The organism is Sphingobium sp. CFD-2 (assembly GCF_024611135.1).
GTDB classification, from domain to species: Bacteria; Pseudomonadota; Alphaproteobacteria; order Sphingomonadales; family Sphingomonadaceae; genus Sphingobium; species Sphingobium fuliginis.
Genome location: NZ_CP084406.1, coordinates 113,330 through 136,937 on the forward strand (window position 1 = coordinate 113,330; position 23,608 = coordinate 136,937).

22 protein-coding genes are annotated in these 23,608 nt (G+C 66.8%); 15 read left to right on the top strand and 7 right to left on the bottom strand.

Annotated features, from left to right (window positions below; all coding sequences use genetic code 11):
• Positions 1-9: 9 nt before the first annotated feature.
• Positions 10-918 carry a LysR family transcriptional regulator gene (locus tag LDB29_RS20800; RefSeq protein WP_238320153.1) on the bottom strand — a complete coding sequence of 303 codons (909 nt, stop codon included), beginning with the start codon at positions 916-918 and terminating at the stop codon, positions 10-12.
• Positions 919-1,031: 113 nt separating this feature from the next.
• On the opposite strand from LDB29_RS20800, the gene LDB29_RS20805 reads away from it, so the two are divergent.
• Positions 1,032-1,784 (top strand): SDR family NAD(P)-dependent oxidoreductase, encoded by a 753-nt coding sequence (locus tag LDB29_RS20805; RefSeq protein WP_065846465.1) that lies wholly within the window; start codon positions 1,032-1,034, stop codon positions 1,782-1,784.
• 90 nt (positions 1,785-1,874) lie between these two features.
• On the opposite strand, the gene LDB29_RS20810 is transcribed toward LDB29_RS20805, so the two are convergent.
• Complete coding sequence (locus LDB29_RS20810) at positions 1,875-2,609, bottom strand: SDR family NAD(P)-dependent oxidoreductase (RefSeq protein WP_099186588.1); 735 nt, start codon at positions 2,607-2,609, stop codon at positions 1,875-1,877.
• 107 nt (positions 2,610-2,716) lie between these two features.
• Here LDB29_RS20810 and LDB29_RS20815 point away from each other — a divergent pair, with 107 nt between their 5' ends.
• Positions 2,717-3,067, top strand: coding sequence for a helix-turn-helix domain-containing protein (locus tag LDB29_RS20815; RefSeq protein ID WP_226869602.1), 351 nt, complete (start codon positions 2,717-2,719; stop codon positions 3,065-3,067).
• Positions 3,068-3,151: 84 nt separating this feature from the next.
• Here LDB29_RS20815 and LDB29_RS20820 read toward each other — a convergent pair whose 3' ends face one another.
• Positions 3,152-3,292 (bottom strand): hypothetical protein, encoded by a 141-nt coding sequence (locus tag LDB29_RS20820; protein WP_197565247.1) that lies wholly within the window; start codon positions 3,290-3,292, stop codon positions 3,152-3,154.
• A gap of 688 nt (positions 3,293-3,980) precedes the next feature.
• Between LDB29_RS20820 and LDB29_RS20825 the strand changes: the two genes are divergently transcribed.
• From LDB29_RS20825 to LDB29_RS20865, 9 genes are all read left to right on the top strand, one after another.
• Positions 3,981-4,319 carry a hypothetical protein gene (locus LDB29_RS20825; RefSeq protein WP_025549463.1) on the top strand — a complete coding sequence of 113 codons (339 nt, stop codon included), beginning with the start codon at positions 3,981-3,983 and terminating at the stop codon, positions 4,317-4,319.
• 60 nt (positions 4,320-4,379) lie between these two features.
• Positions 4,380-5,645 (top strand): TolC family protein, encoded by a 1,266-nt coding sequence (locus LDB29_RS20830; RefSeq protein ID WP_257557582.1) that lies wholly within the window; start codon positions 4,380-4,382, stop codon positions 5,643-5,645.
• Positions 5,642-6,769 carry an efflux RND transporter periplasmic adaptor subunit gene (locus tag LDB29_RS20835; protein ID WP_025549461.1) on the top strand — a complete coding sequence of 376 codons (1,128 nt, stop codon included), beginning with the start codon at positions 5,642-5,644 and terminating at the stop codon, positions 6,767-6,769. Before LDB29_RS20830 ends, LDB29_RS20835 begins: the two co-directional genes overlap by 4 nt.
• A 3-nt stretch (positions 6,770-6,772) precedes the next feature.
• Positions 6,773-9,985 (top strand): efflux RND transporter permease subunit, encoded by a 3,213-nt coding sequence (locus LDB29_RS20840; RefSeq protein WP_140043091.1) that lies wholly within the window; start codon positions 6,773-6,775, stop codon positions 9,983-9,985.
• Positions 9,986-10,038: 53 nt separating this feature from the next.
• Positions 10,039-10,278 carry a hypothetical protein gene (locus tag LDB29_RS20845; RefSeq protein ID WP_025549459.1) on the top strand — a complete coding sequence of 80 codons (240 nt, stop codon included), beginning with the start codon at positions 10,039-10,041 and terminating at the stop codon, positions 10,276-10,278.
• Complete coding sequence (locus tag LDB29_RS20850) at positions 10,275-10,451, top strand: hypothetical protein (protein ID WP_167706776.1); 177 nt, start codon at positions 10,275-10,277, stop codon at positions 10,449-10,451. The genes LDB29_RS20845 and LDB29_RS20850 overlap by 4 nt, the downstream gene beginning before the upstream one ends.
• 58 nt (positions 10,452-10,509) lie before the next feature.
• Complete coding sequence (locus tag LDB29_RS20855; protein ID WP_099187045.1) at positions 10,510-10,983, top strand: YaiI/YqxD family protein; 474 nt, start codon at positions 10,510-10,512, stop codon at positions 10,981-10,983.
• A gap of 163 nt (positions 10,984-11,146) precedes the next feature.
• Complete coding sequence (locus tag LDB29_RS20860) at positions 11,147-11,362, top strand: hypothetical protein (protein ID WP_257557586.1); 216 nt, start codon at positions 11,147-11,149, stop codon at positions 11,360-11,362.
• A 95-nt stretch (positions 11,363-11,457) separates the two neighbouring features.
• The gene (locus LDB29_RS20865; protein WP_065846469.1) at positions 11,458-14,787 is read left to right on the top strand and encodes a PAS-domain containing protein; all 3,330 of its coding nucleotides are present in this window, start codon (positions 11,458-11,460) and stop codon (positions 14,785-14,787) included.
• Here LDB29_RS20865 and LDB29_RS20870 read toward each other — a convergent pair.
• Both LDB29_RS20870 and acs read right to left on the bottom strand, forming a co-directional pair.
• A complete protein-coding gene (locus LDB29_RS20870; RefSeq protein WP_229742670.1) occupies positions 14,777-15,334 on the bottom strand; it encodes a LuxR C-terminal-related transcriptional regulator in 558 nt (185 codons plus the stop codon). The two genes, LDB29_RS20865 and LDB29_RS20870, sit on opposite strands and share 11 nt — an antisense overlap.
• Before the next feature lie 59 nt (positions 15,335-15,393).
• Positions 15,394-17,346 (bottom strand): acetate--CoA ligase, encoded by a 1,953-nt coding sequence (gene acs / locus LDB29_RS20875; protein WP_099186592.1) that lies wholly within the window; start codon positions 17,344-17,346, stop codon positions 15,394-15,396.
• Between the two features lie 179 nt (positions 17,347-17,525).
• Between acs and LDB29_RS20880 the strand changes: the two genes are divergently transcribed.
• From LDB29_RS20880 to LDB29_RS20890, 3 genes are all read left to right on the top strand, one after another.
• A complete protein-coding gene (locus tag LDB29_RS20880) occupies positions 17,526-18,968 on the top strand; it encodes a DcaP family trimeric outer membrane transporter (RefSeq protein WP_025550014.1) in 1,443 nt (480 codons plus the stop codon).
• A gap of 14 nt (positions 18,969-18,982) precedes the next feature.
• The gene (locus LDB29_RS20885; RefSeq protein WP_025550013.1) at positions 18,983-20,731 is read left to right on the top strand and encodes an MFS transporter; all 1,749 of its coding nucleotides are present in this window, start codon (positions 18,983-18,985) and stop codon (positions 20,729-20,731) included.
• A gap of 166 nt (positions 20,732-20,897) precedes the next feature.
• Positions 20,898-21,416, top strand: a complete 519-nt coding sequence (locus LDB29_RS20890) for a GNAT family N-acetyltransferase (RefSeq protein ID WP_044661061.1) — start codon at positions 20,898-20,900, stop codon at positions 21,414-21,416.
• A 60-nt stretch (positions 21,417-21,476) separates the two neighbouring features.
• Here the strand turns inward: LDB29_RS20890 and LDB29_RS20895 are convergent, their stop codons facing one another.
• Together LDB29_RS20895 and LDB29_RS20900 are read right to left on the bottom strand one after the other, a co-directional pair.
• A complete protein-coding gene (locus LDB29_RS20895) occupies positions 21,477-22,064 on the bottom strand; it encodes an outer membrane protein (RefSeq protein ID WP_025550011.1) in 588 nt (195 codons plus the stop codon).
• A gap of 285 nt (positions 22,065-22,349) precedes the next feature.
• A complete protein-coding gene (locus tag LDB29_RS20900; protein ID WP_025550010.1) occupies positions 22,350-23,030 on the bottom strand; it encodes a spermidine synthase in 681 nt (226 codons plus the stop codon).
• Positions 23,031-23,102: 72 nt separating this feature from the next.
• Here LDB29_RS20900 and LDB29_RS20905 point away from each other — a divergent pair, with 72 nt between their 5' ends.
• The gene (locus LDB29_RS20905) at positions 23,103-23,555 is read left to right on the top strand and encodes a hypothetical protein (RefSeq protein ID WP_007686433.1); all 453 of its coding nucleotides are present in this window, start codon (positions 23,103-23,105) and stop codon (positions 23,553-23,555) included.
• Positions 23,556-23,608 lie beyond the last annotated feature (53 nt).

Below are 23,608 nucleotides of genomic sequence, written 5' to 3' on the forward strand. Positions count from 1 at the left end.
CCAGGGCGATCACGGTTGCGCGGCCAGCATCCCCCGCGGGAAACCGGCGGCGAGATGGTCGATCCAGGCCCTGACCGCCGGGGGCAGGCCGCGCCGGGTCGTGAAGACCAGATGCACGATCCCTTGCACGCCGCGCCATGCGGGAAGGATATGCACAAGCTGCCCCTCCGCCAGCGCGGCATTGCAGATATGGTCGGGAAGCAGGGCGATCCCCAGGCCCTCCACCGCGGCCTTCCGCACCGCCAGCATGTCTTCGCAACCCAGCCGGGGCGCAAAGCGGATGGAATGCGAACGCCCGTCGTCGGTTTCCAGATGCCATTCGCTTTCATCGCCGGCATCGCTCGTACCCAGGCAGGGCAGATCGGCCAGTCCGGCAATATCGGCAAGGCGGCTCGCCCATTGCGGGCTGCCCACCAGAATGCGCGTCGATTTCCCCAATGAACGCATGGTGAGGGCCGCATCGCCCGTCAGCGTCGTGCGCACCCGCAGGGCGACGTCGATGCGTTCCTCGATCAGGTCCACGGCCCGGTCGGTCGCGACGATTTGAAGGCGGACCCCGGGATAGCGCCGGAGAAAAGCGGGAACCAGGTCCGAGACGATTTCGACGAGGCCGTTAGGGCAACTGAAGCGAACCCGGCCATGGGGTTCGGCCTGCGCCTGCATGACCAGTGCTTCGGCCTGTTCCACTTCGGCCAGGATGGTGCGGCATCGCTCATAAAAGGACTGGCCTGTGTCAGTGACGCGGAAGCGGCGGCTGGACCGCTCGATCAGCCGAAGCCCCAGACGCTCCTCCAGACCGGCGATGCGGCGGGACAGTTTCGACTTGGGTTCGCGCAGGGCGCGGCCGGCCGCCGCGAAACCGCCATGGGCCACAACCTGCGCGAAATAGGCATAGTCATTGAGATCAATCTTCATCATCGTTCCTCTTAAGGAACGCTAAGTGCCATTTCTGCCGACTACAAGCCTTATCGTCCCGAATCTATCTCCATCGGGCAAAGGCGATCCTGCCGAAATGCTCAAGGAGACAGACGATGACGGACAAGTTCGACAACAAGGTGGTGGTGATCACGGGCGGCACGAGCGGCATCGGGCTGGCCACGGCGAAGGCCTTTGCCGGGGAAGGCGCATCGGTGTTCATCACCGGCCGCCGTCAGGATGCGCTCGACGCGGCGGTCCGGTCCATCGGCGGCAGGGTGACGGGGGTTCGCGGCGACATGGCGGACCTGGCCGACATCGACCGGCTCTACGACGCGGTCCAGCAGGACCATGCACAGATCGACGTCCTCTTCGCCAATGCGGGCGGCGGCGAGTTCGCCCCGCTGGGCGCGATCAGCGAGGACCATTATCAGCGGACCTTCGACACCAATGTGAAGGGCGTGCTGTTCACCGTGCAGAAGGCCTTGCCCTTGCTGAAGGACGGCGCATCCATCGTCCTGACGGCTTCCACCACCAGCGTGGCGGGCACGCCGGCGCTGAGCGTCTATTCAGCCACCAAGGCAGCCGTGCGCAATTTCGCCCGCAACTGGATATTGGACCTGAAGGACCGCCGCATCCGCGTGAACGCGGTCAGCCCCGGCGTGACCGAGACCGCCGGCCTCAATGAACTGTTCGGCGGCGGCGAACAGGCGGAAGGAACCAAGGAATATCTCGCGGGACTGATCCCGGCCGGCCGCGTCGGACAGCCGGAGGAAATCGCCAGGGCGGTGTTGTTCCTCGCCTCCGACGAGGCGAGCTTCATCAACGGGATCGAACTTTTCTTGGACGGCGGGCAAGTGCAGATCTGAAAGGCCCGCTTGCCGGACGGCGCCGGCCCCCCGGGGGAGGGGGGGTCGGCGCCTGTTCCTGTCAAGACCCCGATGACGCCCGGCGCCCGCTCATATCTGCGCCAGGCCGCCGTCGACGAACAGCTCGCCGCCGGTCATGAAGCTGCTGTCTCCCGACGCGAGGAACGCCGCCGCCGCCGCAATCTCCGACGGATCGCCCAGGCGCCCGAGGGGCGTTGCTTCACCCAATGCCTCGAAAGCCTCCCTGCCGACGACGTCGAGCGCCAGATCGGTGAGCGTCGGCCCGGGCGAGAGCACGTTCACGCGAATGCCGGTGCCCTTGAGGTCCAGCGCCCAGCTCCTTGCCAGATTGCGGACGGCGGCCTTGGAAGCGCTGTAGACACTGAAGCTGGGCGTTCCCATTTCTCCGGTGGTCGAGCCGGTCAATATGATCGCGCCGCCATCCCGCATCAGTGGCAAGGCCTTCTGCACCGTGAAGATCGCGCCCTTCACATTGACGTCGAACGTGCGGTCATAATGTTCCGGGGTGATTTCGCCCAAAGGCACCAACTCGCCGGTGCCTGCATTGGCCACCACGATGTCGAGCTGGCCCCGGCGCGCTTCCACCGCGGCGAACAGCCGGTCGAGATCCTCAGGGCTCGTCACCGATCCCTGCACGGCGACCGCGTTCCCGCCAAGCCGGGCGACGGCCGCATCAAGCGCTTCCTGCCGACGTCCGAAGAGGAAAACGAAAGCGCCCTCCTCCACGAAACGCTGCGCCGTGGCGAAACCGATGCCGCTTGCGCCGCCCGTCACCACCGCCGTCTTGCCATTCAATCTCTTCATCTTCGCGTCTCCTTGTTCAGGTGATGCGTAGCTGGCGAGGCACATTCCTATGGACAAGTATGCACCTTTTGGTAAGTATCAAAAATATGTCCGAGCAACCATCCTGCATGCCGGGCTTCTCCTGCGGCCTGGACGCCACCCTCAAGGTGATCGCCGGCAAGTGGAAGCCGTTGATCATCTACTTCCTGCTGGAAGCGCCCAATCGCTATGGCGAACTGAAGCGGGCCGTGCGCGGCGTGAGCGACAAGGTGCTCATCCAGCAGCTCAAGGAACTGGAGAGCGACGGCATCGTCGTCCGGACGGACTATAGGGAAGTGCCGCCCCGGGTCGATTACTCGCTGACCGCACTGGGCCGCAGCCTGGCCGATGCCCTAGCGCCCCTGTCCAATTGGGGCGCGGAACATATGGAGGAAGTCGCCCGCGTCTTTGCCGAGCGTGACAAATGGCGGCGGGGCTAGGCGATTCCCGAGGGGCGAACCGCCCCGGACTGCCACATGGGTCGTGCTTCCACAGGCGGAAGCCGGTGCCGCCGCTCCATCCGCCTAGGCCAGGAAGCGATCGCTTTCGGCAACGAAGTCCTCGATTTCCTGGAACAGGAAGCCATGCCCGGTCTCGGGACAACGGACCAGCTTGGCGTTCGGCGCCTGTTGCGAGAGGACATAGGATGGTTCAGGAGGAGCCATGCCTCTATCGGGAGAAGATCTTCTCCACGCTCACAAGGCGGGTCGACGGTTCAAAGTCGTCGTTTAATCCTCCAAACTTGCCTCGCTTCGTGCGGCGGTGGCCTGCGGCATCGAGATAACGGCGCATTCGCGCTTCTTCGCGGACAATTCGACACCCGGCTTCACCGGCTTGCTGCCGGCCCTGCCAGCCATCTCCTACGAGGTTGCCCTTTCCTCCAAGCCCTCACAACGCGCCCGGCAACTGGCGGACCGCATCAGGGACATGCTCCGGCTCAGCCCGCTGCAGGAGGATGCCATGACCGCAGGCCGGCATGTCCGGAAGCCGGACCATCGCTCCCCTTCCCTGTCAGTCCTGTCGAACCTTCTGGACGATAGCAGGCGTATAGGCAGGCCAGCGGCAGATCGCCTGCAAACGCGTGCGCTGGAGGAACAACATGCCTGACGGAGACCCCTGATCATAAGCCTCAGGCCGACAAGCCTCACCCCCGCACCGGTTGACGGTGCTTCGCGTCCCGCGCTCCGCTTCAACGAGGCAGTAGCCGTCAAAACATAGCCGCTTCCTCCAGGAAATGAGGCGCCCGCATGGCGGAATCGTCGCTCGAATATCCATCGCCATGCCGAAAAACGCGCTGCGGGGTAGCGTTCTCCCCTTGCAACCAGCCCGAAAATGCTCGTTAAAGGCAGGCGCATGAACCGGCTGCTCGCCCTATTCGCCTGTCTCGCGCTGGCGCTGTCCTTTACGACGGCATCGGTCGCGCATGCGATGGAGCCGATCGATTGCATCGACGCAGAAGGACCAGCGGCTGCCGAAACGCATGACGGCGGCGATGCGGGACAGACGTCCGGCGATACCGACCGCGCCTATCCTCACCAACATGGGGGATGCCATGGGCATCATGTCGCGGCCGCTGTCGCCATGTCGGAAATCACGTCCGGTCCGGTCCATCGGATGGTGAAGCTGCGTTGGACGCCCACCATCCATGGCGCCGCACCTCCGCGGAGCGAGTTGAGACCGCCGATCGCCTGACCACTGCCGCCCGGCCTGCGCATCGCGCAGGCGGTCATCCGTTGTCAGGAGTTTCCGAACATGAACCGTTTGCTGGCGGCGTTGCTTGCCGCCACCTCACCCCTATCCGCCGCGCAGGCGAAGTCCGCGCCGACGGCCGAAGCACCGCCCGGCCTGACGCTTGAGCAGGCGCTCGATCTCGCCAGCGCCACTGCCCCTTCGCTGGACGCGGCCGGGGCCGGCGTCGATGCAGCCAGGGCCGCGCAGGCAGCGGCCGGTCTGCGGCCGAACCCCATCCTCACCGTCGAAGCCGAGAATGTGGCCGGCACCGGCCTCTATTCGGACACGAAAAGCCTGGAGGCCACGACTTCGCTGGCCCTCCCGCTGGAACTGGGCGGAAAGCGATCGGCCCGGCTTGCCATCGCGGCCGCCCAGCGCGATCGCGCCATGATCGAACAGGCGGTTGCGCGGGTCGACCTGCGGTTCGCGGTGACGCGGGCCTATGCGGAGGCCGCGGCGTCGGAGCGGCGGCTGGCGAATGCGCGCGACCAGCTTCGGATTGCCGGGGAAGGCTTGCATGCCGCTCATGTCCGCCTGCGTGCCGGCCGCGCCTCGCCCATGGAGGTGCAGCGCGCCGAGCTGGCCAGGATCAATGCGCAGGCCGCTCTCGTGCGGATGGAACGGTCGGCGGAAACGGCCCGCTTCATCCTGGCCCAGCGAATCGGGCAGGCGATCCCCGGCGCTCTCGACGCAGGCTGGTTCGACCGCATCGGCACAGCCCCCGGCCCGTTGCAGCCCCTGGAGCTGACAGAGACGCTGGCGCTTGCCGCCGCCAACGCCGATCTGGCGGCGAGCAGCGCGCAGGTGCGGCTTGCCCGAACCCAGCGCATTCCCGATCTGACGGTGGGCGCGGGCGTCCGCCGACTGGAAGCGACCAACGACAGCGCAGCGCTTTTCAGCCTGTCGCTGCCCCTCCCCTTCCTCAACGGCGGCAAGGCGGCGGTCGGGCAGGCCCTGGCGGAGCAGCGTCGCGCCGAAGCCCAGCGGCGAGCCACCGCGCAGGAGGTCGCCCAGGCGATAGCCCAGGCGCAGGCCGAGGCCGCGAACGCCGCCATCGGCGCGGAGACGGCGACCGGACCCGCCCTTGCGGCCGCTGAGGAAGCCGCCCGCATCGCCCGCATCGGCTATCGCGAGGGCAAGTTCAGTCAGCTCGACCTGCTCGATGCCGAACGCACGCTCACCGAAACGAAGGCAGCCGCCATAGAGGCGCTGCTCGCCTATCACAATGCACGAGCGCAGCTGGAGCGATTGACCGCTCGCGCGCCGGATCAGGGAGACGATCGATGAACCTCCTCCAGCGGACCGTCATGGCCGCAATCCTGACATTCACGGTCGCCGCCTGCGGAAACCAGCCTGCCGAAGAAAGCCATGCCGAAGGGGAGGCGCATGCCGGCGGGGAAGGGCTGATCCGCCTCACCGCGCAGCAGATCGCCGCCGCGGGCATCGAACTCGCCCGGCCCACCCCGGGTGGGGCGGGCGCCATCACCCTGCCCGCCACCATAGAGGGCGATCCGCAGGGGACGCAGGTGGTTTCCGCCGCGATCGGCGGGCGCATCGTGGCCCTCAGCCGCAATCTGGGCGAATGGGTGCGCAAGGGCGACATGCTGGCGGTGATCGAAAGCCGCGAGATCGCCTCGCTCAAGGCGGAGGCCGAAGCGGCGCAGGCGCGGCTGGCGCTCGCCCAATCCAATTTGCGGCGGGAACAGCGCCTGTTTGCCGAACGGGTTTCGCCCGAACAGGATCTGGTCGCGGCACGCACCGCCGCGACGGAGGCCGGGATCGCGCTGCGCCTCGCCCGGCAGCGGATTGCGGCGTCAGGGGGCGGGGGCGGTGGGCTCAACCGGCTGGGCATCGCCGCACCGATCGGTGGCCAGGTCATCACCCGCACCGTGACGCTGGGGCAGATGGTCGCCGAGGATGCCGAACTCTATCGCGTCGCCAATCTCTCTAAACTGGCGGTCCGCCTGTCGCTTTCCCCTGGCGATGCGAGCCGCGTCCGGCCGGGCGCGCGGGTGGACATCACCGCGCCGGGCCGCAGGACCAGCGCACGCATCGGCTTCGTCTCTCCGGTGCTCGATGAGAGCACGCGCCTCGTCCCCGTGCTGGCCATTATCGACAATCGCGGCGGCCAGTGGCGTATCGGCGAACCCGTCACCGCCGCCATCGCGGTGACGGGCGAATCGGGCGGCATGACGGTGCCGTCCGGCGCGGTCCAGACGGTCGAAGGGCGGCCCTCGGTCTTCGTCCGCACAGCCCAGGGGTTCAGGGCCGTGCCGGTCACTACAGGCCGGCCAGGCGGCGACGCGGTCACGATCCTGTCGGGCCTGACCGGGCGCGAGCAGATCGCCGTCGCCAACAGCTTCACTCTCAAGGCCGAGCTCGGGAAGAGCGAAGCCACGCATGAGGATTGAACCATGATCGGGCGTATCGTGACCTTTTCGGTCGAGCGGCGCTGGTTCGTGCTGCTCGTCACCCTCATCGCGGCCGCGATCGGCGGCTGGGCGCTCAGCCGCCTGCCCATCGACGCGGTTCCCGACATCACCAACAACCAGGTGCAGGTGAATATCCGCGCGCCCGCGCTGTCGCCCGAACTGGTCGAAAAGCAGGTCGCCTTCCCGATAGAGACCGCGCTGGCGGGGGTGCCGGGGCTGGAATATACAAGATCGCTGAGCCGCAATGGCTTCGCCCAGGTGACGGCGGTCTTCACCGATTCCACCGACATCTATTTCGGCCGCGCCCAGGTTGCCGAACGGCTGCGCAGCGCGGAGGATAGCCTGCCGGACGGCGTCACGGCTGAAATGGGCCCGATCGCCACCGGCCTTGGCGAAGTCTATATGTGGACGGTCCATCTGGCCCATCGCAAGGATGATCGACACTCGCCCGGCGAACCCGGCATCCAGCCCGACGGCAGCTATATCACGCCGGAGGGCGAGCGGCTGGTCGGCCAGTCCGATCAGGCGACCTATCTGCGCACGGTGCAGGACTGGATCGTCGCCCCGCTGCTCAAGAACACGCCAGGCATCGCCGGCATCGATTCCATCGGCGGCCATGTGAAGCAATATCAGGTCGCGCCCGATGTCCAGCGGCTCGCGGCGCTGAACCTGAGCCTCAACGATCTGGCGACCGCATTGGAGGAGAATAACAGCGCCGTCGGCGCGGGCGTCATCGACCGCAACGGCGAAGGGCTGACGGTGCGGTCGGATGCCCGCATCCGCAACGCCGACGATCTCAGCCGAACGGTCATCGCGACGCGGGAAGGCGTTCCCATCCTGCTCCATCAGGTCGCGACGGTGCGGACCGGCCAGGCGCTGCGGATGGGGTCCGCATCCGAGAACGGACGGGAGGTCGTCGTCGGCACCGCGGTCATGCGGATCGGGGAAAACAGCCGGGCCGTTGCCTCCGCCGTCGCCGGGCGACTGGACGAGATCAATGCCTCATTGCCAACCGACGTCATCGTAGAGCCCGTGCTGGATCGCACCGCGCTGGTCAACGCGACGATCGGCACGGTGGCGAAGAACCTGTCCGAAGGCGCGCTGCTCGTCATCGTCGTGCTGTTCGCCCTGCTCGGCAATTTCAGAGCCGCGCTGATCGCCGCGCTGGTCATCCCCATCACCATGCTGCTCACCAGCTTCGGCATGCTGCGCGGCGGTGTCTCGGCCAATCTCATGAGCCTGGGCGCGCTCGACTTCGGGCTCATTGTCGACGGGGCCGTCATCATCGTGGAAAATGCCCTGCGCCGGATCGCCGAGCACCAGCATGACAGTGGCCGGACGCTGAACCCTGAAGAAAGGCTGTCGGCCGTAGCCTTGGCCGCGCGCGAGATGATAGGCCCGTCCGTCTACGGCCAGGCGATCATCATCCTCGTCTATGTCCCGCTCCTCACGCTGGACGGGGTGGAGGGCAAGACCTTCACGCCGATGGCGATGACGGTCATCCTCGCGCTCGGCTTCGCCTTCATCCTCTCGCTGACCTTCGTTCCGGCCATGTTGGCCCTGCTGCTGTCGAAGCCGGTCGAGGAGAAGGAGGGGCGGATCATGTCCTGGCTGAACGCACGCTATCGGCCGGGGCTGGAAGCGGCGATGCGCCGGCCCAGCCGGACGATCGGAATCGGGGTCGCGGCATTTCTGGCGGCCATCGCCGGCTTTTCGATGCTGGGGCAGGAATTCCTGCCCCAGCTCGACGAGGGCGACATACTCGTCCAGGCGGTCCGCGTTCCGGGCACTTCGGTCGACCAGAGCCAGGCCATGCAGTTCGCGGTCGAACGCGTCGTCGCGGGCGAGCCCGAAGTCCGCTTCGTCTTTTCCAAGACGGGCACGGCCGAGCTTGCTTCGGACCCCATGCCGCCCAATGCGACCGACACCTTCGTCATCCTGAAGCCCCGCGCGCAATGGCCCGACCCCCGCCTCGCCAAGGCGGATCTGGTCGAACGGCTGGAGCAGCGGCTCGCGAAGCTGCCGGGCAACGCCTATGACATCACCCAACCGATCCAGATGCGCTTCAACGAGCTGATCGCGGGGGTGCGCGGCGACATCGCCATCAAGGTCTTCGGTGACGATGTCGACCAGATGAGCGGCACGGCGGATCGCATCGCCGCCGTGCTGCGGCGGACCCCGGGCGCCACCGACGTGCGGGTGGAACAGACCGAAGGCCTCCCCATTCTCGACGTGCAACCCAATCGCGATGCGATGGCGCGGCTGGGCATCAGCGCGCGGGTGTTGCAGGACATATTGGCCGCCGCGGTGGGCGGGCGCGACGCGGGCATGATCTTCGAGGGCGACAGGCGCTTTGCCGTCACGATCCGGCTGGGCGAGGAGGCGCGAACCGATCTGGAGACGCTGGGCCAGGTGCCGGTGCCCACTCCGGCGGGTGCCTTCGTGCCGCTGGCAAGCGTCGCCCGAATCGCGCTGGTCGACGGCCCGAACCAGATCAGCCGCGAAAACGGCAAGCGCCGGATCGTCGTGCAGGCCAATGTGCGCGGGCGCGCCGTGTCCGGCGTCGTCGCGGATGTGCGGGCGGGGATCGCGCGGGACGTGCGGCTGCCCGCCGGCACCTATCTCCAATGGGGCGGCCAGTTCGAAAATCTGGCATCGGCGCGGGAACGGCTGCTGCTGGTCGTACCGGCCTGCTTCGCGCTCATTCTCCTGCTGCTCTACGGGGCGCTCGGCAGCGTGCGGGACGCCGTGATCGTCTTCACCGGCATCCCTCTCGCGCTGGTCGGCGGCGTTCTGGCGCTGGCGCTGCGCGGCATGCCTTTCTCGATCTCGGCCGCGGTGGGCTTCATCGCCCTGTCCGGCATCGCCGTGCTCAATGGGCTGGTCATGGTGACGTCGATCCAGGACCTGATGGCGCGCGGCATGGATCGCGGCAAGGCAGCCTGTGAAGGCGCCCGGGCGCGGCTGAGGCCGGTGGTCATGACGGCGCTGGTCGCCTCGCTCGGCTTCGTGCCGATGGCGCTGGCGACCGGCCCCGGGGCGGAGGTGCAAAAGCCGCTCGCCACCGTGGTCATCGGCGGCCTTGTTTCCGCAACCTTGCTGACCCTGTTCCTGTTGCCGACGCTCTATGCCCGCTTCGGCCGGCGGGGCGGGTCGGCTGCGCTGGGACAGGAGGAAATGGCGGCCATCTCCTGAAAGGGGAATGGCCCGCTCCCCCGGCTTGCTGCCGGGGGAGCGGGAGAGATTTCATGTCGCAGGTGGAATCCTTGGCACTTGCAGGCTCCGCCGCAGTTCCCAGCGATAAGGAGGATGCCGTGCCGGACCAGATCGTTTCCATTGGCCTGCTGACAGCGAAAGACCTTGAGCTTCTCGGTCAAGGATTCCGGCGGCACTTTCCCATACAGGATGACGACCTCTTCAAGGACCTGCTCGCGAAGCTGGATGAGCTGCCGGCGCGGCCCGAGCCCCGCGCCAAAGACAGGCGATGAGCGGGCGACGCAGAAGGCTTGGCCTGGGCCTGCTGCTGACGGCGATCCTGTTGAGCATTGTCGTCATCGTCGGCCTGATGATCCATTCAAGCATCGACGCGCCCGATCCGGCGTCGCGACCCCCCACGGGCGCCATGCCGCCGGAGGGCGAACCGATGCGCCCGGCGGATTAGATCACGCATTCATCCCGCCTTGCGCGGCGCCCATCAGGCGGTGCATGGAGCGGCAGCCATGTCCCAGACCAAAACGCCCAACATCCTTATCGATGCCGACGCCTGCCCGGTGAAGGAGGAGACCTACAAGGTCGCCTGGCGCCATGGCGTGCCGGTCATCGTCGTCAGCAACAGTCCCATCAGGGTGCCGGCGCATCCGCTCGTCTCCCGCATCGTTGTGGGCGAGGGCTTCGATGCGGCGGATGATTGGATCGCCGGGCATGTGGACGCCGGCTCGATCATCATCACCGCGGACATCCTGCTGGCCGACCGATGCCTGAAGGCTGGATGCGGTGCGGTGATCGCGCCCACGGGCAAGCCCTTCACCCATGCCTCCATCGGCAATGCCGTGGCGGTACGGGCGGTCAAGGCGGACTTGCGCGCCGGCATCCTGGCGGACGGCGTCGGCGGACCAGCGCCGTTCGCGAAGGCCGACCGGTCCCGCTTCCTGTCCGCCCTGGACGAAGCGGTCGTCCGATTGCGGCGGCGGTAAGACCAAGACCTGGAGCAGGGCCCGAAACCCGACCGCGCCCTAACCTGCGTCATCGATGGGACAGGATCGCCCGGCGCCCGGTCGCGTTTGATGAGGCGCAGGTCGGTGATCGGCTCGCGGGACGCTGGTGCGCATGCCAAGAGAGGAGGAAAGGATGGTCCGTATGCTTTTGATCGCAGGCAGCCTGCTTGCCGGGGCCTGTTCGGGCGAGACCCCGTCCGACCGGAATGCAGTCAACGGATCGGCCATCAACCGCGCGGACGATGCGCCGGGCAATGGCGCCGCAGGACCGCTGCCGACCAGCGGATCTGGCGAGGTGCCGCCCAACGCGCCGGGCGCGGATAATCAGGCGACGGGCTCCAATATCAGCGACCGATAAGGCGGAATTGCCGGAACCGGGCGCTCCGCGCACCGGCGGAAATACGACCTCTTCGGCGCATTGTTCCGGCGTCGTCGAGCCAGTAGAGATGGGCCATGAGTCTGCTTTCGGCGGCCCTTCTCGCGCTCGCGATCGTCCTGCTGCTGTTCGGGATCGCCACCATCGTCGAGAGGCGCGGCGGCCTTGCGCTCGGCCGTTATGACGTGCGCCACGGCGCCTATGCGCTGGCGCTGGGCGTCTATTGCTCAAGCTGGACCTTCTACGGCGCGGTCGGGAGCGCCGTGCGCGACGGCTGGCATTACCTCCCCATCTATCTCGCGCCGATCTGCCTGCTGATCGTCGCGCCCCGTTTCCTGCGCAGGCTGGCCGAGGCGGTGGCGGAGGAACAGGCAACCACCGTGTCCGACTTCATCGCCGCGCGTTTCGGTCACGATGTGGTCGTGGCCCGTCTGGTCACGGTCATCGCCTTGCTGGGAACAGTGCCCTATGTCGCGCTGCAATTCCGCTCCATCGGCAGCGCGATCTCCATCGTGACGGGCCGCCCCGTCGCGACGCTGACCATGCTGACCGCCGCCTGGCTGCTGGCGCTGTTCGCCATGCTGTTCGGCGCCCGCCGGTTCGAACTGGCGGGGCGCAGCGAAGGCCTGGTCTATGCGATCGGCATCGAATCCCTCCTCAAGATCGTCGCGCTGACCGCGGTGGCCGTCCTCGCCTTCGTCCTGCTGGGACAGGCGGACCCGACGGACCTCAGCCGCGGCGTCGCCATATTGTCCGCCAATTTCCGGCCGGAACGGTTGTCGATCGAGGTCGGCATCATCTTCCTCATCTCCGCCATGGCCGTCATCGTCCTGCCCCGGCAATTCTACATGGGCCTGGTTGAGGCGCGGGAACCGGGCGATCTTGTCGGCGCGCGCTGGGGACTGGCCGCCTATCTCGGCGCGATGGCGCTGATGGTGTTGCCCATCGCGCTGGCCGGCGCAAGCCTGCTGCGCGGCGCCCAACCCGATCTCTACATGCTGGCCCTGCCCGGAATGACCGGACAGGGCATCGTGCTTGCCCTGGCCCTGCTGGGCGGGATCGCGGCGGCGGCGTCGATGGTCGTGGTCGATTCGACCGCGCTCGCGACCATGGTCTCGAACGACCTCCTCTTCCCCACCCTGCTCGCGCGCGAGAACGGCGGGGAAGCGGGCGCCGGGGCGCTCGGCCGGCGCATGCTGCTCGTGCGGCGCCTCTCCATCCTCGCCATCATCGCGGCGGCGCTCGCCTGGGCGCTGCTGGTTTCGGCCGAACAGTCGCTCGCCTCGATCGGCCTTGTCGCCTTCGCCGCCATGGCGCAGTTCACGCCGCACCTGATCCTGGCCACCTATGCGCCGGGTCGCGATGCGCTGGCGGCGCGGGCAAGCCTTGCCGTCGGCCTTGTCATCTGGTTCTACACCCTCGCCCTGCCGCCCATATTGCCGCCCGCCTGGCTGGATGCGCTGGAGGGAAGCGCCGCCGATCCCCTGCGCCTCTTCGGCATCGGCGCCGCGTCGCCGCTGGTGCATGGCGTGGCGTGGAGCCTGGGCGCGAACCTTTTGGTCTTCGGCCTGGTCGCCGCGCGCAAGGTGAAGGCGCCCGTCCTGCCCCGCTTGGGCAGCCAGCGCCCGATCACCGACCTGGCCGAACTGGCGCAGCTCACCGCCAGCTTCATCGGTGAAGAGGAGGCTGCCCGCGAATTTCCGGCGGCCATGCGGGGCACGCCCATCGACAGGCGGTCGGCGCAGCGCGCCCGCACGCTCATCGCGCGCGTCGTCGGCGCTTCCTCCGCCCGCGCGCTGGTCGCCTCGGCACTGGCCGGGGGGCAGATGAGCCTTTCCGACGTTACCCGGCTGCTGGGAGAGCGCGGCCAGTCGCTTCGCTTCTCCCGCGAACTGCTCGCCGCGACCTTCGAGCATATCGATGCCGGCATCAGCGTGGTCGACGCCGACATGAACCTGATCGCATGGAACAGCCAATATCTCGACCTGTTCGACTTTCCTCCCGGCTTCCTGCGGGTGGGCGTGCCGATCGCGGAACTGATCCGCCATAATGGGCGGCTGGGCGATTTCGGCGACGAGGACATAGAATTCCACGTCAGGAAACGTCTTCGGCACATGCGCCGCGGCCTGCCCCACAGTTTCGAACGGCGGCGAAAGGACGGCCGCGTCATCAAGACCATCGGCGGGCCGATGCCCGGCGGCGGCTATGTCACCAGCTTCATCGACATCACCGAGGATGCACGCATCCGCGACGAGCTGGGCCGCACATTGGCGGAACTGGAAACCCGCGTCGCCGACCGCACACGCGAACTCAGCGAGACCAATTTGCGCCTGGCCGAGGCGACGAAGGACAAGACCCGATTCCTCGCCGCCGCCAGCCACGACCTGCTTCAGCCGCTCCACGCCGCGCGGCTGTTCACCGCCGCCCTGCAACGCGAGGTGGAAGGAACGCCGCACATCCTTGCCGAACGCATCGACAGCGCGATCATGGCGGCGGAAGGGCTGCTTCGCGCTCTCCTCGACATCAGCAAGCTCGATGCCGGCGGTGTCGAGCCCAGCCCGGAGCCGATCGACCTTACGCCGTTTCTCACCAGCCTTGCTGAAGGATTCGCGCCGATGGCGAAGGAGAAGGGGCTGCGCCTGCTGACCGGTCCCCTTTCCGGCCATCTCGATACCGACCCGGGACTGCTCCGCTCGGTCCTCCAGAATTTCGTCTCCAACGCCCTGCGCTACACGCAGCAGGGCGGGATATTACTGGGCGTCCGGCGCAGGGGTTCGATGATCCGGATCGACGTCGTCGATAGCGGCGTCGGCATCGCCGCCGACCAGATCGGGACGATCTTCGGAGAATTCACCCGGCTCGGCGCGCTGGACGTCGAGGGACTCGGCCTTGGCCTCGCCCTTGCACGCCGCATCGTCCGGCTGCTCGGCGGGCGGATCGAGGTGCGGTCCGTGCCCGGAAAGGGCAGCCGGTTCAGCCTGCTGATGCCTGCCGCAACCGGGCCAGCCGCGCCGGCACCGGCACCGGGGGCGCAGGCCCCCCTTCCGGCGGCGAGGGGTCTGGCCGTGCTGGTGGTCGATGACGATCCGATGATCGTAGCCGCGACCGAGGCGCTGCTGGCCAGCCTCGGCCATCGGCCGCTGGCCGCCGCCGAAGGCAGGACCGCCCGAAAGCTCGCGTCCGCAGCCGACGCCGCGCTGGTCGACTTCCAGCTTGGGACGCAAGAGGACGGCCTTGCCCTGATCGCGGCGCTGCGGCGGGAGCATCCGGGATTGCCCGCCGCGCTGGTCACGGCGGAGGACGATGCGAGCCTCGCCACCCGCGCCGCCATGCTCGACATCGCCTTCATCGCCAAGCCTGCGGCGCCGGAGGCGATCTCGGCCTTCCTGGCCCGCGTCAGTGGTTGAGATCGAGCCCCAGCGAGCGCGCGACCAGTGCCGCCTGCGTGCGGTTCTGCACATCCAGCTTGCGCATGATCGCGGTCATATGCGCCTTCACCGTCGCTTCGGTCACCATGAGGTCGTGCGCGATCTGCTTGTTCAGCTTGCCGTTCAGCACCTCCAGCAGGACCTTCAACTGGGTCGGCGTCAGGGATGCGATCTCCTTCTGGACCGCATCCTCGGGTCGCGGCGGAGCGGGCGGGAGCCGGTGGCCGCCCAACGCCCGCGCGATCGCCGCCTCGATCGCGGGCAGGTCGCTATCCTTGGAGAGGAAGCCGACGGCGCCCAGCGCCTGGGCTTCCTCCGCCGCCTTGGCCCCGTCCGCGCTTGAAACCACCAGGATCGGCACGTCCGGCTGTTCCGCATGCAACAGCGCTATGCCCGAATAGCCGACCGCGCCCGGCATCTTCAGGTCGAGCAGGATGAGGCGCAGGCCCGTGGCCCCGCTCGCCGCCTGAACGGCGCCGGCGAGCGTCCCCGCTTCGATGATGCTGGCCCGCGGAGCGACCTTCATCACCGCCACCGCCAGCGCCTGACGGAAAAGCGGGTGGTCGTCCGCGATGAGAATCGTTTCTATTGCGCCTCTTCCAACCGTGGTCTGTTCGCCAGCAGATTATCGACCACGGTGGGATCGGCAAGCGTCGACGTGTCGCCCAGGTTGGAAACGTCGTTTTCCGCGATCTTCCGCAATATGCGCCGCATGATCTTGCCCGAACGGGTCTTGGGCAGGCCGGGGGCGAACTGCACCACGTCCGGCGATGCGATGGGGCCTATTTCGCTGCGTACCCAGCGTATCAGCTCGCCGCGCAGGGCGTCGTCCGGCTCGACATCGGCATTGGTGGTGACATAGGCGTAGATGCCCTGCCCCTTGAGGTCGTGCGGCATGCCGACGACGGCGGCCTCGGCAACCTTGGGATGGGCGACGAGCGCGCTCTCGATCTCCGCCGTGCCCATGCGGTGGCCGGAAACGTTGATGACATCGTCGATGCGGCCGGTGATCCAATAATAGCCGTCCTCGTCGCGCCGGCATCCGTCGCCGGTGAAATAGCGCCCCGGAAAGGTCGTGAAATAGGTCTGGAAAAAGCGGTCATGATCGCCCCAGACGGTGCGCATCTGCCCCGGCCAGCTATCCGCGAGGACGAGGCAGCCTTCGCCCGCCCCCTCGATCAGCCGCCCGTCGCCATCGACCAGTTCGGGCCTGACCCCGAACATCGGCAACGTCGCTGAGCCCGGCTTGAGCGCGACAGCGCCGGGCAGCGGGCTGATCATCGCGCCGCCGGTCTCGGTCTGCCACCAGGTGTCGACGATGGGACAACGCCCTTCACCCACGACCTGATGATACCATTCCCACGCCTCCGGATTGATCGGTTCACCGACGCTGCCCAGCAGCCGCAGGGACTTGCGGCTGGTCTTGCGCACCCATTCGTCGCCCTCGCGCATCAGCGCGCGCAGGGCGGTGGGGGCGCCGTAGAAAATCTCCACGCCGAACTTGTCCACCACCTGCCAGAAGCGGGATGCATCCGGGAAATTGGGCACGCCCTCGAACATCACGGTCGTCGCGCCGTTCATCAGCGGCCCATAGACGACATAGCTGTGGCCCGTGACCCAGCCGATGTCGGCGGCGCACCAGTAGATCTGGCCGGGGCGATAATCGAACACATATTGGTGCGTCATCGCCGCCCAGACGGCATAGCCGCCGGTCGTGTGCAGCACGCCCTTCGGCTTGCCCGTCGAACCGGAGGTATAGAGGATGAAGAGCGGGTCTTCCGCGCCCATCTCCTCCGGCTCGCACTCCGCGGGCTGGGCTTCCACCGCCGTGGCCCAGTCGATGTCGCGCCCCCCGACCATCGCCACATCGGCGCCGGTGCGGCGCAGCACGATGACGGTATCGACATCCGCGCAATGGGCGAGGGCGGCGTCGACATTCGCCTTCAGCGGAACCTTCCTGCCGCCGCGCAGGCCCTCGTCGGCGGTGACGACGATGCGGCTCGCGCAATCCTCGATGCGGCCGGCAAGCGCTTCGGGCGAGAAGCCGGCGAAGACGATCGAGTGGATCGCGCCGATCCGCGCGCAGGCCAGCATCGCGACCGCCGCCTCCGGCACCATGGGAAGATAGAGGGTGACGCGGTCGCCCCGCCTGACGCCCCGCGCCTTCAGCAGATTGGCGAAGCGGCATACCGCCTCATGCAGCGCGCGATAGCTGATGCGCCGTTCGGGCTCTGCCGGATCGTCGGGCTCCCAGAGGATCGCGATGGCGTCGCCACGCTCCGCCAGATGGCGGTCGAGGCAATTGGCGGACAGGTTGAGCGTGCCGTCAGCGAACCAGCTTATGCCGAAATCCTCCGCCGAAAAACTGGTCGCCTTCACCTGGCTGAAAGGACGCATCCAGTCCAGGCGCTGCGCCTCCTCCGCCCAGAAGCCATCCGGATCGGTGATCGAGCGCGCATACATCTGCCGGTATCGCGCGGCGTCGACCAGCGCTTCGTTCGCCCAGTGGTTGGGAACGGGGTAAATGCCCTGGTCCATAGTCTCGCACTCCTCTCCTTGATCGCTACCGATCCGTGGGCGGCATCCTAATTGCCGCAGGCGCACATCGGACCCCCGACGAAGGTCGAACATGTCCGACCATGGTTCGGCTGTCGCGCCACGGCGGCATGCGCGATCCTGACCATAGCCGGAACACAAGCCGGATCCTGGAGAGGTCGATGCCAAAGCCGAACAGGCCATTATTGCGCGTGCTGCTGGGGGCGAGCGCGCTCGCCGCGCCCCAGTTGGCCGGCGCGCAGACCATGAAGGAGGCGGATCTCGCCGCGCGTCTGGAACGGATGGAGAGCGAGATCACCCAGCTCCGGACGGAACTCGCCGCCGCGCGCAGCCAGCAGGACGAAACCCGCGCCGCCGCCGCCGACGCCACCCGCAAGAGCCAGGAGGCTTCGGCGCAGATGAGCCGACTGGCGGACGGCACGCCCAGGCTTGGCTTCCGCTCTGGCAATAGCAATGTCGTCCTGTCCGGCTATGTGAAGCTGCTCGCGAGCAGCGCCCGCTACAGCGGCGGCGACGATCCGAGCAACACGCTGGGGCGCGACCTCTATCTGCCGCAGTCCATTCCCGTCTTCAATCCCGCCTCCCCGACTTCCCCCACCCATGTCACCGATTTCTCGGCCAAGCAGACGCGCTTCTGGGTGGATGCCACGACCAAGCTCGGCAAGCATGCGCTGAAGGCCTATATCGAATTCGACTTCCAGGCCGCGCCCGGCACGCCCCAGGCGCTGGGCCAGGGCACGCAGCGCACGACCAACGCCTATGACCTCGCCATGCGGCGCGCCTTCATCCAGCTCGATCGCTGGACCTTCGGGCAGGATTTCACCAATTTCTCCAACCCCGCGATCTTCCCGGAGAGCACCGACTATGTCGGGGGCGTGGACGGCCTGATCTTCGTGCGCCAGCCGATGGTGCGCTACAGCCTTCCGCTGGGCCACGGCCTCGCCTTCCATCTGGCGGCGGAAAATCCGGAAACGGCTTCCGCCACCGCCGGCGCACCCGCCCTCGTCGAAAATGGCGAGGACCATGCGCCCGACATAACCGGGCGGCTGGAATATGCGGGCGGGTTCGGTTTCCTCGACCTTGCGGTGCTGGGCCGCCAGTTGCGCGTCGACAATGCGAAAACGGGCGCAGCCCATATCGTCGATTCCCGCCTGGGATGGGGCATCAGCGCCGCCGGCAAGATCTTCCTGGACGACAGGCATGGCAGCGACATCCGGTTCCAGGCAAGCTATGGCGAAGGGATCGGCCGCTATCTCGGCCTGAACTTCGGCCCGGACGCGGTCCTCCAGGCCAATGGGGAACTTGCCCGCGTCCGCAACCTCGCATTGTTCGGCGCGGGCCGCTATGCGCTGGACGACCAATGGCGCGTCAACCTGATCGCCAGCTATCAGCGCATCTTCTACGCCGACGATCTCGATCCGGCGACGACTTCGGGCATAGCGATGTTCAATCGCCAGGCGTGGAGCGTCGCCGGCAACCTCTTCTATTCCCCGGTGAAGAACGTCGATCTCGGCATCGAGTACCGGCATGGCGAGCGCCGGCTCGTCAACGATCTCAACGGCCATGTCGACCGGTTCGACGTCGCGGCGAAATATAATTTCTGACAGGAGGGACGGTTATGGCTTCGACATATGACGGACTGCCAAAACATCATGAGGCGACGCGAAGCGAAAAGCTGATCATCACCGCCAGCTCGCTCGGCACCGTGTTCGAATGGTATGATTTCTACCTCTACGGGCTGCTGACCGCGATCATCGCGGCGCAGTTCCTGACGGGCCTCAACCCGACCACCTCCTTCATCATGGCGCTGCTGATCTTCGCGTCGGGGTTCATCGTCCGTCCCTTCGGCGCCCTCGTCTTCGGCCGCATCGGCGACCTGTTCGGGCGGCGCTACACCTTCATCATCACGCTGCTGGTCATGGGCCTGTCCACCTTCCTGGTCGGGTGCCTTCCCACCTACAAGTCGGTCGGCGTCGCCGCGCCGATCATGCTGGTGGTGCTGCGCATGTTCCAAGGGCTGGCGCTGGGCGGCGAATATGGCGGCGCGGCGACCTATGTCGCGGAGCATGCGCCCGACAACCGGCGGGGCTTCTACACGAGCTGGATTCAGATCACCGCGACCGCAGGGCTCGCCATGGCGCTGCTGATCGTGATCACCGTCCGATCGCCCATCACGGGCGTGGGCGAGGAAGCGTTCAAGGAATGGGGCTGGCGCATTCCCTATCTGGTCTCCGGCCTGTTCCTCGTCCTTGGCCTTTGGCTGCGCCTGAAGCTGCATGAATCGCCCGTTTTCCAGAAAATGAAGGCGGAGGGCACAGGCTCCAAGTCCCCGATCAAGGAAGCCTTCGGTGAGTGGAAGAACCTCAGGATCGTCTTCATCGCCTTTTTCGGCGCGATCGCGGGCCAGGCGGTGGTCTGGTATTGCGGCCAGCTCTACGCGCTGTTCTTCCTGGAGAAGATGCTGAAGATCGACGGCCTGACCGCCAACACGCTCATCATCATCGCGCTCCTCATGGCAGCGCCCTTCTTCCTGTTCTTCGGCTGGCTGTCCGACCGCATCGGCCGCAAGCCCATCATCCTTTCGGGCTGCGCCCTGGCCGCGCTGACGCTGTTCCCGGTCTTCCACCTGCTCACCGACGCCGCCAATCCGGCGCTGGCCCGGGCACAGGCAGCCGCCCCGGTCACGGTCACGGCCGACCCGGCGGAATGTTCTTCCCAGTTCGATCCGGTCGGCGCGAACAAGTTCGACACGACAAGCTGCGACATCGTCAAGAACGCACTGGCCAAGGCGGGCGTCAACTACACCAACGTCGTCGCCGCGCCCGGCACAGTCGCAACGGTCGCGGTCGGCGGCAGGCGCTTCACGGCGCCCGACCCGTCCCGGCTTTCGGGCGACGCGAAGAAGGCGGCCATCGCGGCCTTCACCGCCCAACTGATCGGCGCGCCCGCCAGCCCGGCCAGGGCGGCGGAGGGCGACAAGCCTGCCGTCGCGGCGCGCCCTGCCGTCGAGGGTGAACTCGCCAGGGTCGGCTATCCCGGCAAGGCGAACCCGGCCGAGATCAACAAGCCGCTCGTCGTCGCCCTGCTCTTCTACCTCGTGCTGCTGGTGACGATGGTCTATGGTCCGATCGCCGCCATGCTGGTCGAACTGTTCCCCAGCCGCATCCGCTACTCCTCCATGTCGCTGCCCTATCACATCGGCAATGGCTGGCTGGGCGGGCTGCTTCCGGCGATCGGCTTCGCGATGGTCGCGGCGACCGGGGACATCTATTACGGTATCTGGTACCCGGTGGTGGTGGCGGCGGCGACCGTCGTCCTGGGAATGATCTTCCTGCCCGAAACCTTCCGGCGCAATATCGACGCCTAAGGCGTTTTCCCAGCAGACGGGATCATCTGCTGGCTTGGAAAACGCGGTAAAGCAAAGGCCTGGAGGTTCCCTGCCGGCGCACCCTGATCCTTCCAGATTGTCGAGGATCAAGGTGCGCCGTCGGTCCGACAGCTACTCTGGCGCCGTTGACAAGGGAGACAGTTTCATGACCGACGCCAAGACCATCCTCAGCCTGCCGACCCGGTCGGGCCTCCAGCTCCATGTCCGGCCTGCGGAGGAAAGCGACGAGACGCTGCTCGCGGCCTTTTTCGACAAGGTCAGCGACGAGGACCGACGCTTCCGCTTCTTTTCCGCCGTGCCCCATGTCGGTCATGAGCAACTCGACCCGCTGATCCATGCCGACCATTTCCGCAGCGAAAGCATCCTGGCGTTCGATGGCGCCACGGGCGAACTCGTCGCCTCCGGCATCCTGGCCTGCGACAATGCGATGGACACGGCCGAAGTCGCCGTATCGGTGCGCGGGGATTATAAGGGCCGGGGCGTCGGCTGGGCGGTGCTCGACCATCTGGCCGGCGAGGCGCAGAAGCGCGGCGTGCGGCGGGTGATCTCGATCGAGAGCCGCGACAATCACGGCACCATAGAATTGGAGCGGGAAAAGGGCTTTGCGGTCGAACCGGTGGAAGGCGATCCGACGCTGGTCATCCTCGCCAGATCATTTCGCTGAACGGGCAAACCAGATGCCGCGGGAGCGGCGTCCCGATGGGGCGCCGCTCCCGCGTCCAAGTCAGAAGCGATAGCCGACGACCAGCGCAGCCTGGTGGCGCTCGGGCTTCACGTCGAAGACGCGCTCATAGCTCGAATAGCGATATTCGAGGCGGGCAAGGAAACCCATCACATTGGTTTCGACGCCAGCGCCCAGACGATAGCCCTGAAGGTTGCCCGAGGCGGTCTGGATCGTGGCGCCGTTCTGATAGGAACCCTTGGCACGGGCGTTGGTGTAGCCGCCCTTGGCATAGAGCATCACATTTTCGGCAACCTGGCCGCCGATGCGAATGCCGGCATAGAGATCGCGGCCGGTGCGCGCGCTGACGCGATCGCCGGCGACGAAGACGTCGGTGCTCGAATCCTTGGTGTCGGAATCGGCATATTCGCCTTCAATGCCGAACACCGCGCCCCGCAGGTTGATGTCATAGCCGATGACGCCGCCATAGAGCAGCCCGGTGTCATGCGCGTCCGCGCCGAGATCGGCATGGTCGGCACCCACGACGGCGCCGACATAGGGGCCGGAGAAGTTGGAGCGCACCGCGTCCTGCGCGAAGGCGGGAGAGGCGAAAGAAGCCGCGACGGCGGCGATGGCGATGATCTTCTTCAAGTCAATATCCTTCGAGAAGCTTCGAAATCCAGAGGGTGCCGCACTTAGAATTCGAATAGTCCCGCGTAAACCGCCGGTCGGTCTTCATTGGTCGCAACAGCTTGTCCTTGTTGCACAATTGCACCAGCGACGTCGCCGATAAGCCCGTATGACGGACGATCCTTCTCATCGGATCGTGAGGCCGGGATTTTTTTATGAGAGGACGGAACCATTATTGCTGTTGTTCGTGCAGGCGCATTCCCATGCCGCGCTGACCCTGTTCATGGGTCACCCCGGACGTTTGCGCTATCGGGACGCTCTTTTCGTGGCGAACCAGATGACGTGCCGTGGCCCCTTGCCGTTGCTGCGGGCGCGCACGGCAACCTCTTCGACCGTCAGGCCAGCGCGGGAAAGGCGGCGGGTGAAGCTCGCATCGGGAGCGGCGGACCAGATCGCCAATATGCCGCCGGGCCTGAGCGCGGCGATCGCAGCCGCGATCCCCTGCGCCGAATAGAGACGGTCGTTCGCCTGGCGCACTAAGCCGTCCGGCCCATTGTCGACGTCGAGCAGGATGGCGTCGTACAGCCCCCGCGCCGTGCCGATCAGATCGGCCACATCAGCCTGGACCAGCCGCACGCGCGGATCGTCCAGGCAACCCGCGGCCAGTTCCGCCATCGGCCCGCGCGCCCACTGGATGATCTCCGGCACCAGTTCCGCCACGGTGACGGTTGCCGTGCCGTCGAGCGCCGCCAGCGCCGCGCGCAACGTGAAGCCCATGCCATAGCCGCCGATCAGCAGATGCGGGCGCGCCCGGCCGCGCAGCCGTTCGCAGCTCAGATTGGCGAGCGCCTCTTCCGACCCGCTCATCCGGCTGCTCATCAGTTCGTTGCGGTCGAGCACGATCATGAAATCCCCGCCTCGGCGATAGAGGGTCAGTTCCTCCCCGCCGGGAACCTGCGCCGTTCCGATGAATTCGCGTGCCTGCATACCAACTACTCCCGGCGGGTCCGCCGCCAGCGGGGGCTTTACGGCAATGCGGCGCGGCGTCAAAGGAGCGAGATGCGATATTTCCTCGATACAGAATTCAACGGCTTCGGCGGCGACCTCATCAGCCTGGCGCTCGTCCCCGAAATTGGAGACCAGGATTTCTACGTCTCGCTTCCCCTGCCGGCCGAAATCCATCCCTGGGTGGAGAAGAATGTGATTCCCTATCTGCGCTTCGTGCCGCCGGGCGTCGACCATCAGTTGAACCGGGTGGAGGCCGCCCAGCATCTGGAAGCCTATCTGGCGCATGACCGCGATCCGCTTATCATCGCCGACTGGCCCGATGACCTCGCCCATTTCTGCGCCCTGCTCGTGACCGGCCCGGCCGAGATGATCAGGCTGGACGGGCTGCGCCTTGAACTCATCAACGGCGCGGGGTTCAGCGCCGCGTCCAACAGCCGGATGCCGCACAACGCCCTCCATGATGCGCACGCGCTCAAGGACTTCTACCTGAACTGGGCCGTCTGAACGGCGCGCTGGCGCGGTTCCTTTCTTTGACAGCGGGTGCAGGACGGCGCATG

Excerpts from the sequence above, each read along its gene's own strand:
- LDB29_RS20800 (WP_238320153.1), bottom strand. The coding sequence starts at position 918 with ATGATGAAGATTGATCTCAATGACTATGCCTATTTCGCGCAGGTTGTG.
- LDB29_RS20805 (WP_065846465.1), top strand. The coding sequence starts at position 1,032 with ATGACGGACAAGTTCGACAACAAGGTGGTGGTGATCACGGGCGGCACG.
- LDB29_RS20810 (WP_099186588.1), bottom strand. The coding sequence starts at position 2,609 with ATGAAGAGATTGAATGGCAAGACGGCGGTGGTGACGGGCGGCGCAAGC.
- LDB29_RS20815 (WP_226869602.1), top strand. The coding sequence starts at position 2,717 with ATGCCGGGCTTCTCCTGCGGCCTGGACGCCACCCTCAAGGTGATCGCC.
- LDB29_RS20820 (WP_197565247.1), bottom strand. The coding sequence starts at position 3,292 with ATGGCTCCTCCTGAACCATCCTATGTCCTCTCGCAACAGGCGCCGAAC.
- LDB29_RS20825 (WP_025549463.1), top strand. The coding sequence starts at position 3,981 with ATGAACCGGCTGCTCGCCCTATTCGCCTGTCTCGCGCTGGCGCTGTCC.
- LDB29_RS20830 (WP_257557582.1), top strand. The coding sequence starts at position 4,380 with ATGAACCGTTTGCTGGCGGCGTTGCTTGCCGCCACCTCACCCCTATCC.
- LDB29_RS20835 (WP_025549461.1), top strand. The coding sequence starts at position 5,642 with ATGAACCTCCTCCAGCGGACCGTCATGGCCGCAATCCTGACATTCACG.
- LDB29_RS20840 (WP_140043091.1), top strand. The coding sequence starts at position 6,773 with ATGATCGGGCGTATCGTGACCTTTTCGGTCGAGCGGCGCTGGTTCGTG.
- LDB29_RS20845 (WP_025549459.1), top strand. The coding sequence starts at position 10,039 with ATGTCGCAGGTGGAATCCTTGGCACTTGCAGGCTCCGCCGCAGTTCCC.
- LDB29_RS20850 (WP_167706776.1), top strand. The coding sequence starts at position 10,275 with ATGAGCGGGCGACGCAGAAGGCTTGGCCTGGGCCTGCTGCTGACGGCG.
- LDB29_RS20855 (WP_099187045.1), top strand. The coding sequence starts at position 10,510 with ATGTCCCAGACCAAAACGCCCAACATCCTTATCGATGCCGACGCCTGC.
- LDB29_RS20860 (WP_257557586.1), top strand. The coding sequence starts at position 11,147 with ATGCTTTTGATCGCAGGCAGCCTGCTTGCCGGGGCCTGTTCGGGCGAG.
- LDB29_RS20865 (WP_065846469.1), top strand. The coding sequence starts at position 11,458 with ATGAGTCTGCTTTCGGCGGCCCTTCTCGCGCTCGCGATCGTCCTGCTG.
- LDB29_RS20870 (WP_229742670.1), bottom strand. The coding sequence starts at position 15,334 with ATGAAGGTCGCTCCGCGGGCCAGCATCATCGAAGCGGGGACGCTCGCC.
- acs (WP_099186592.1), bottom strand. The coding sequence starts at position 17,346 with ATGGACCAGGGCATTTACCCCGTTCCCAACCACTGGGCGAACGAAGCG.
- LDB29_RS20880 (WP_025550014.1), top strand. The coding sequence starts at position 17,526 with ATGCCAAAGCCGAACAGGCCATTATTGCGCGTGCTGCTGGGGGCGAGC.
- LDB29_RS20885 (WP_025550013.1), top strand. The coding sequence starts at position 18,983 with ATGGCTTCGACATATGACGGACTGCCAAAACATCATGAGGCGACGCGA.
- LDB29_RS20890 (WP_044661061.1), top strand. The coding sequence starts at position 20,898 with ATGACCGACGCCAAGACCATCCTCAGCCTGCCGACCCGGTCGGGCCTC.
- LDB29_RS20900 (WP_025550010.1), bottom strand. The coding sequence starts at position 23,030 with ATGCAGGCACGCGAATTCATCGGAACGGCGCAGGTTCCCGGCGGGGAG.
- LDB29_RS20905 (WP_007686433.1), top strand. The coding sequence starts at position 23,103 with ATGCGATATTTCCTCGATACAGAATTCAACGGCTTCGGCGGCGACCTC.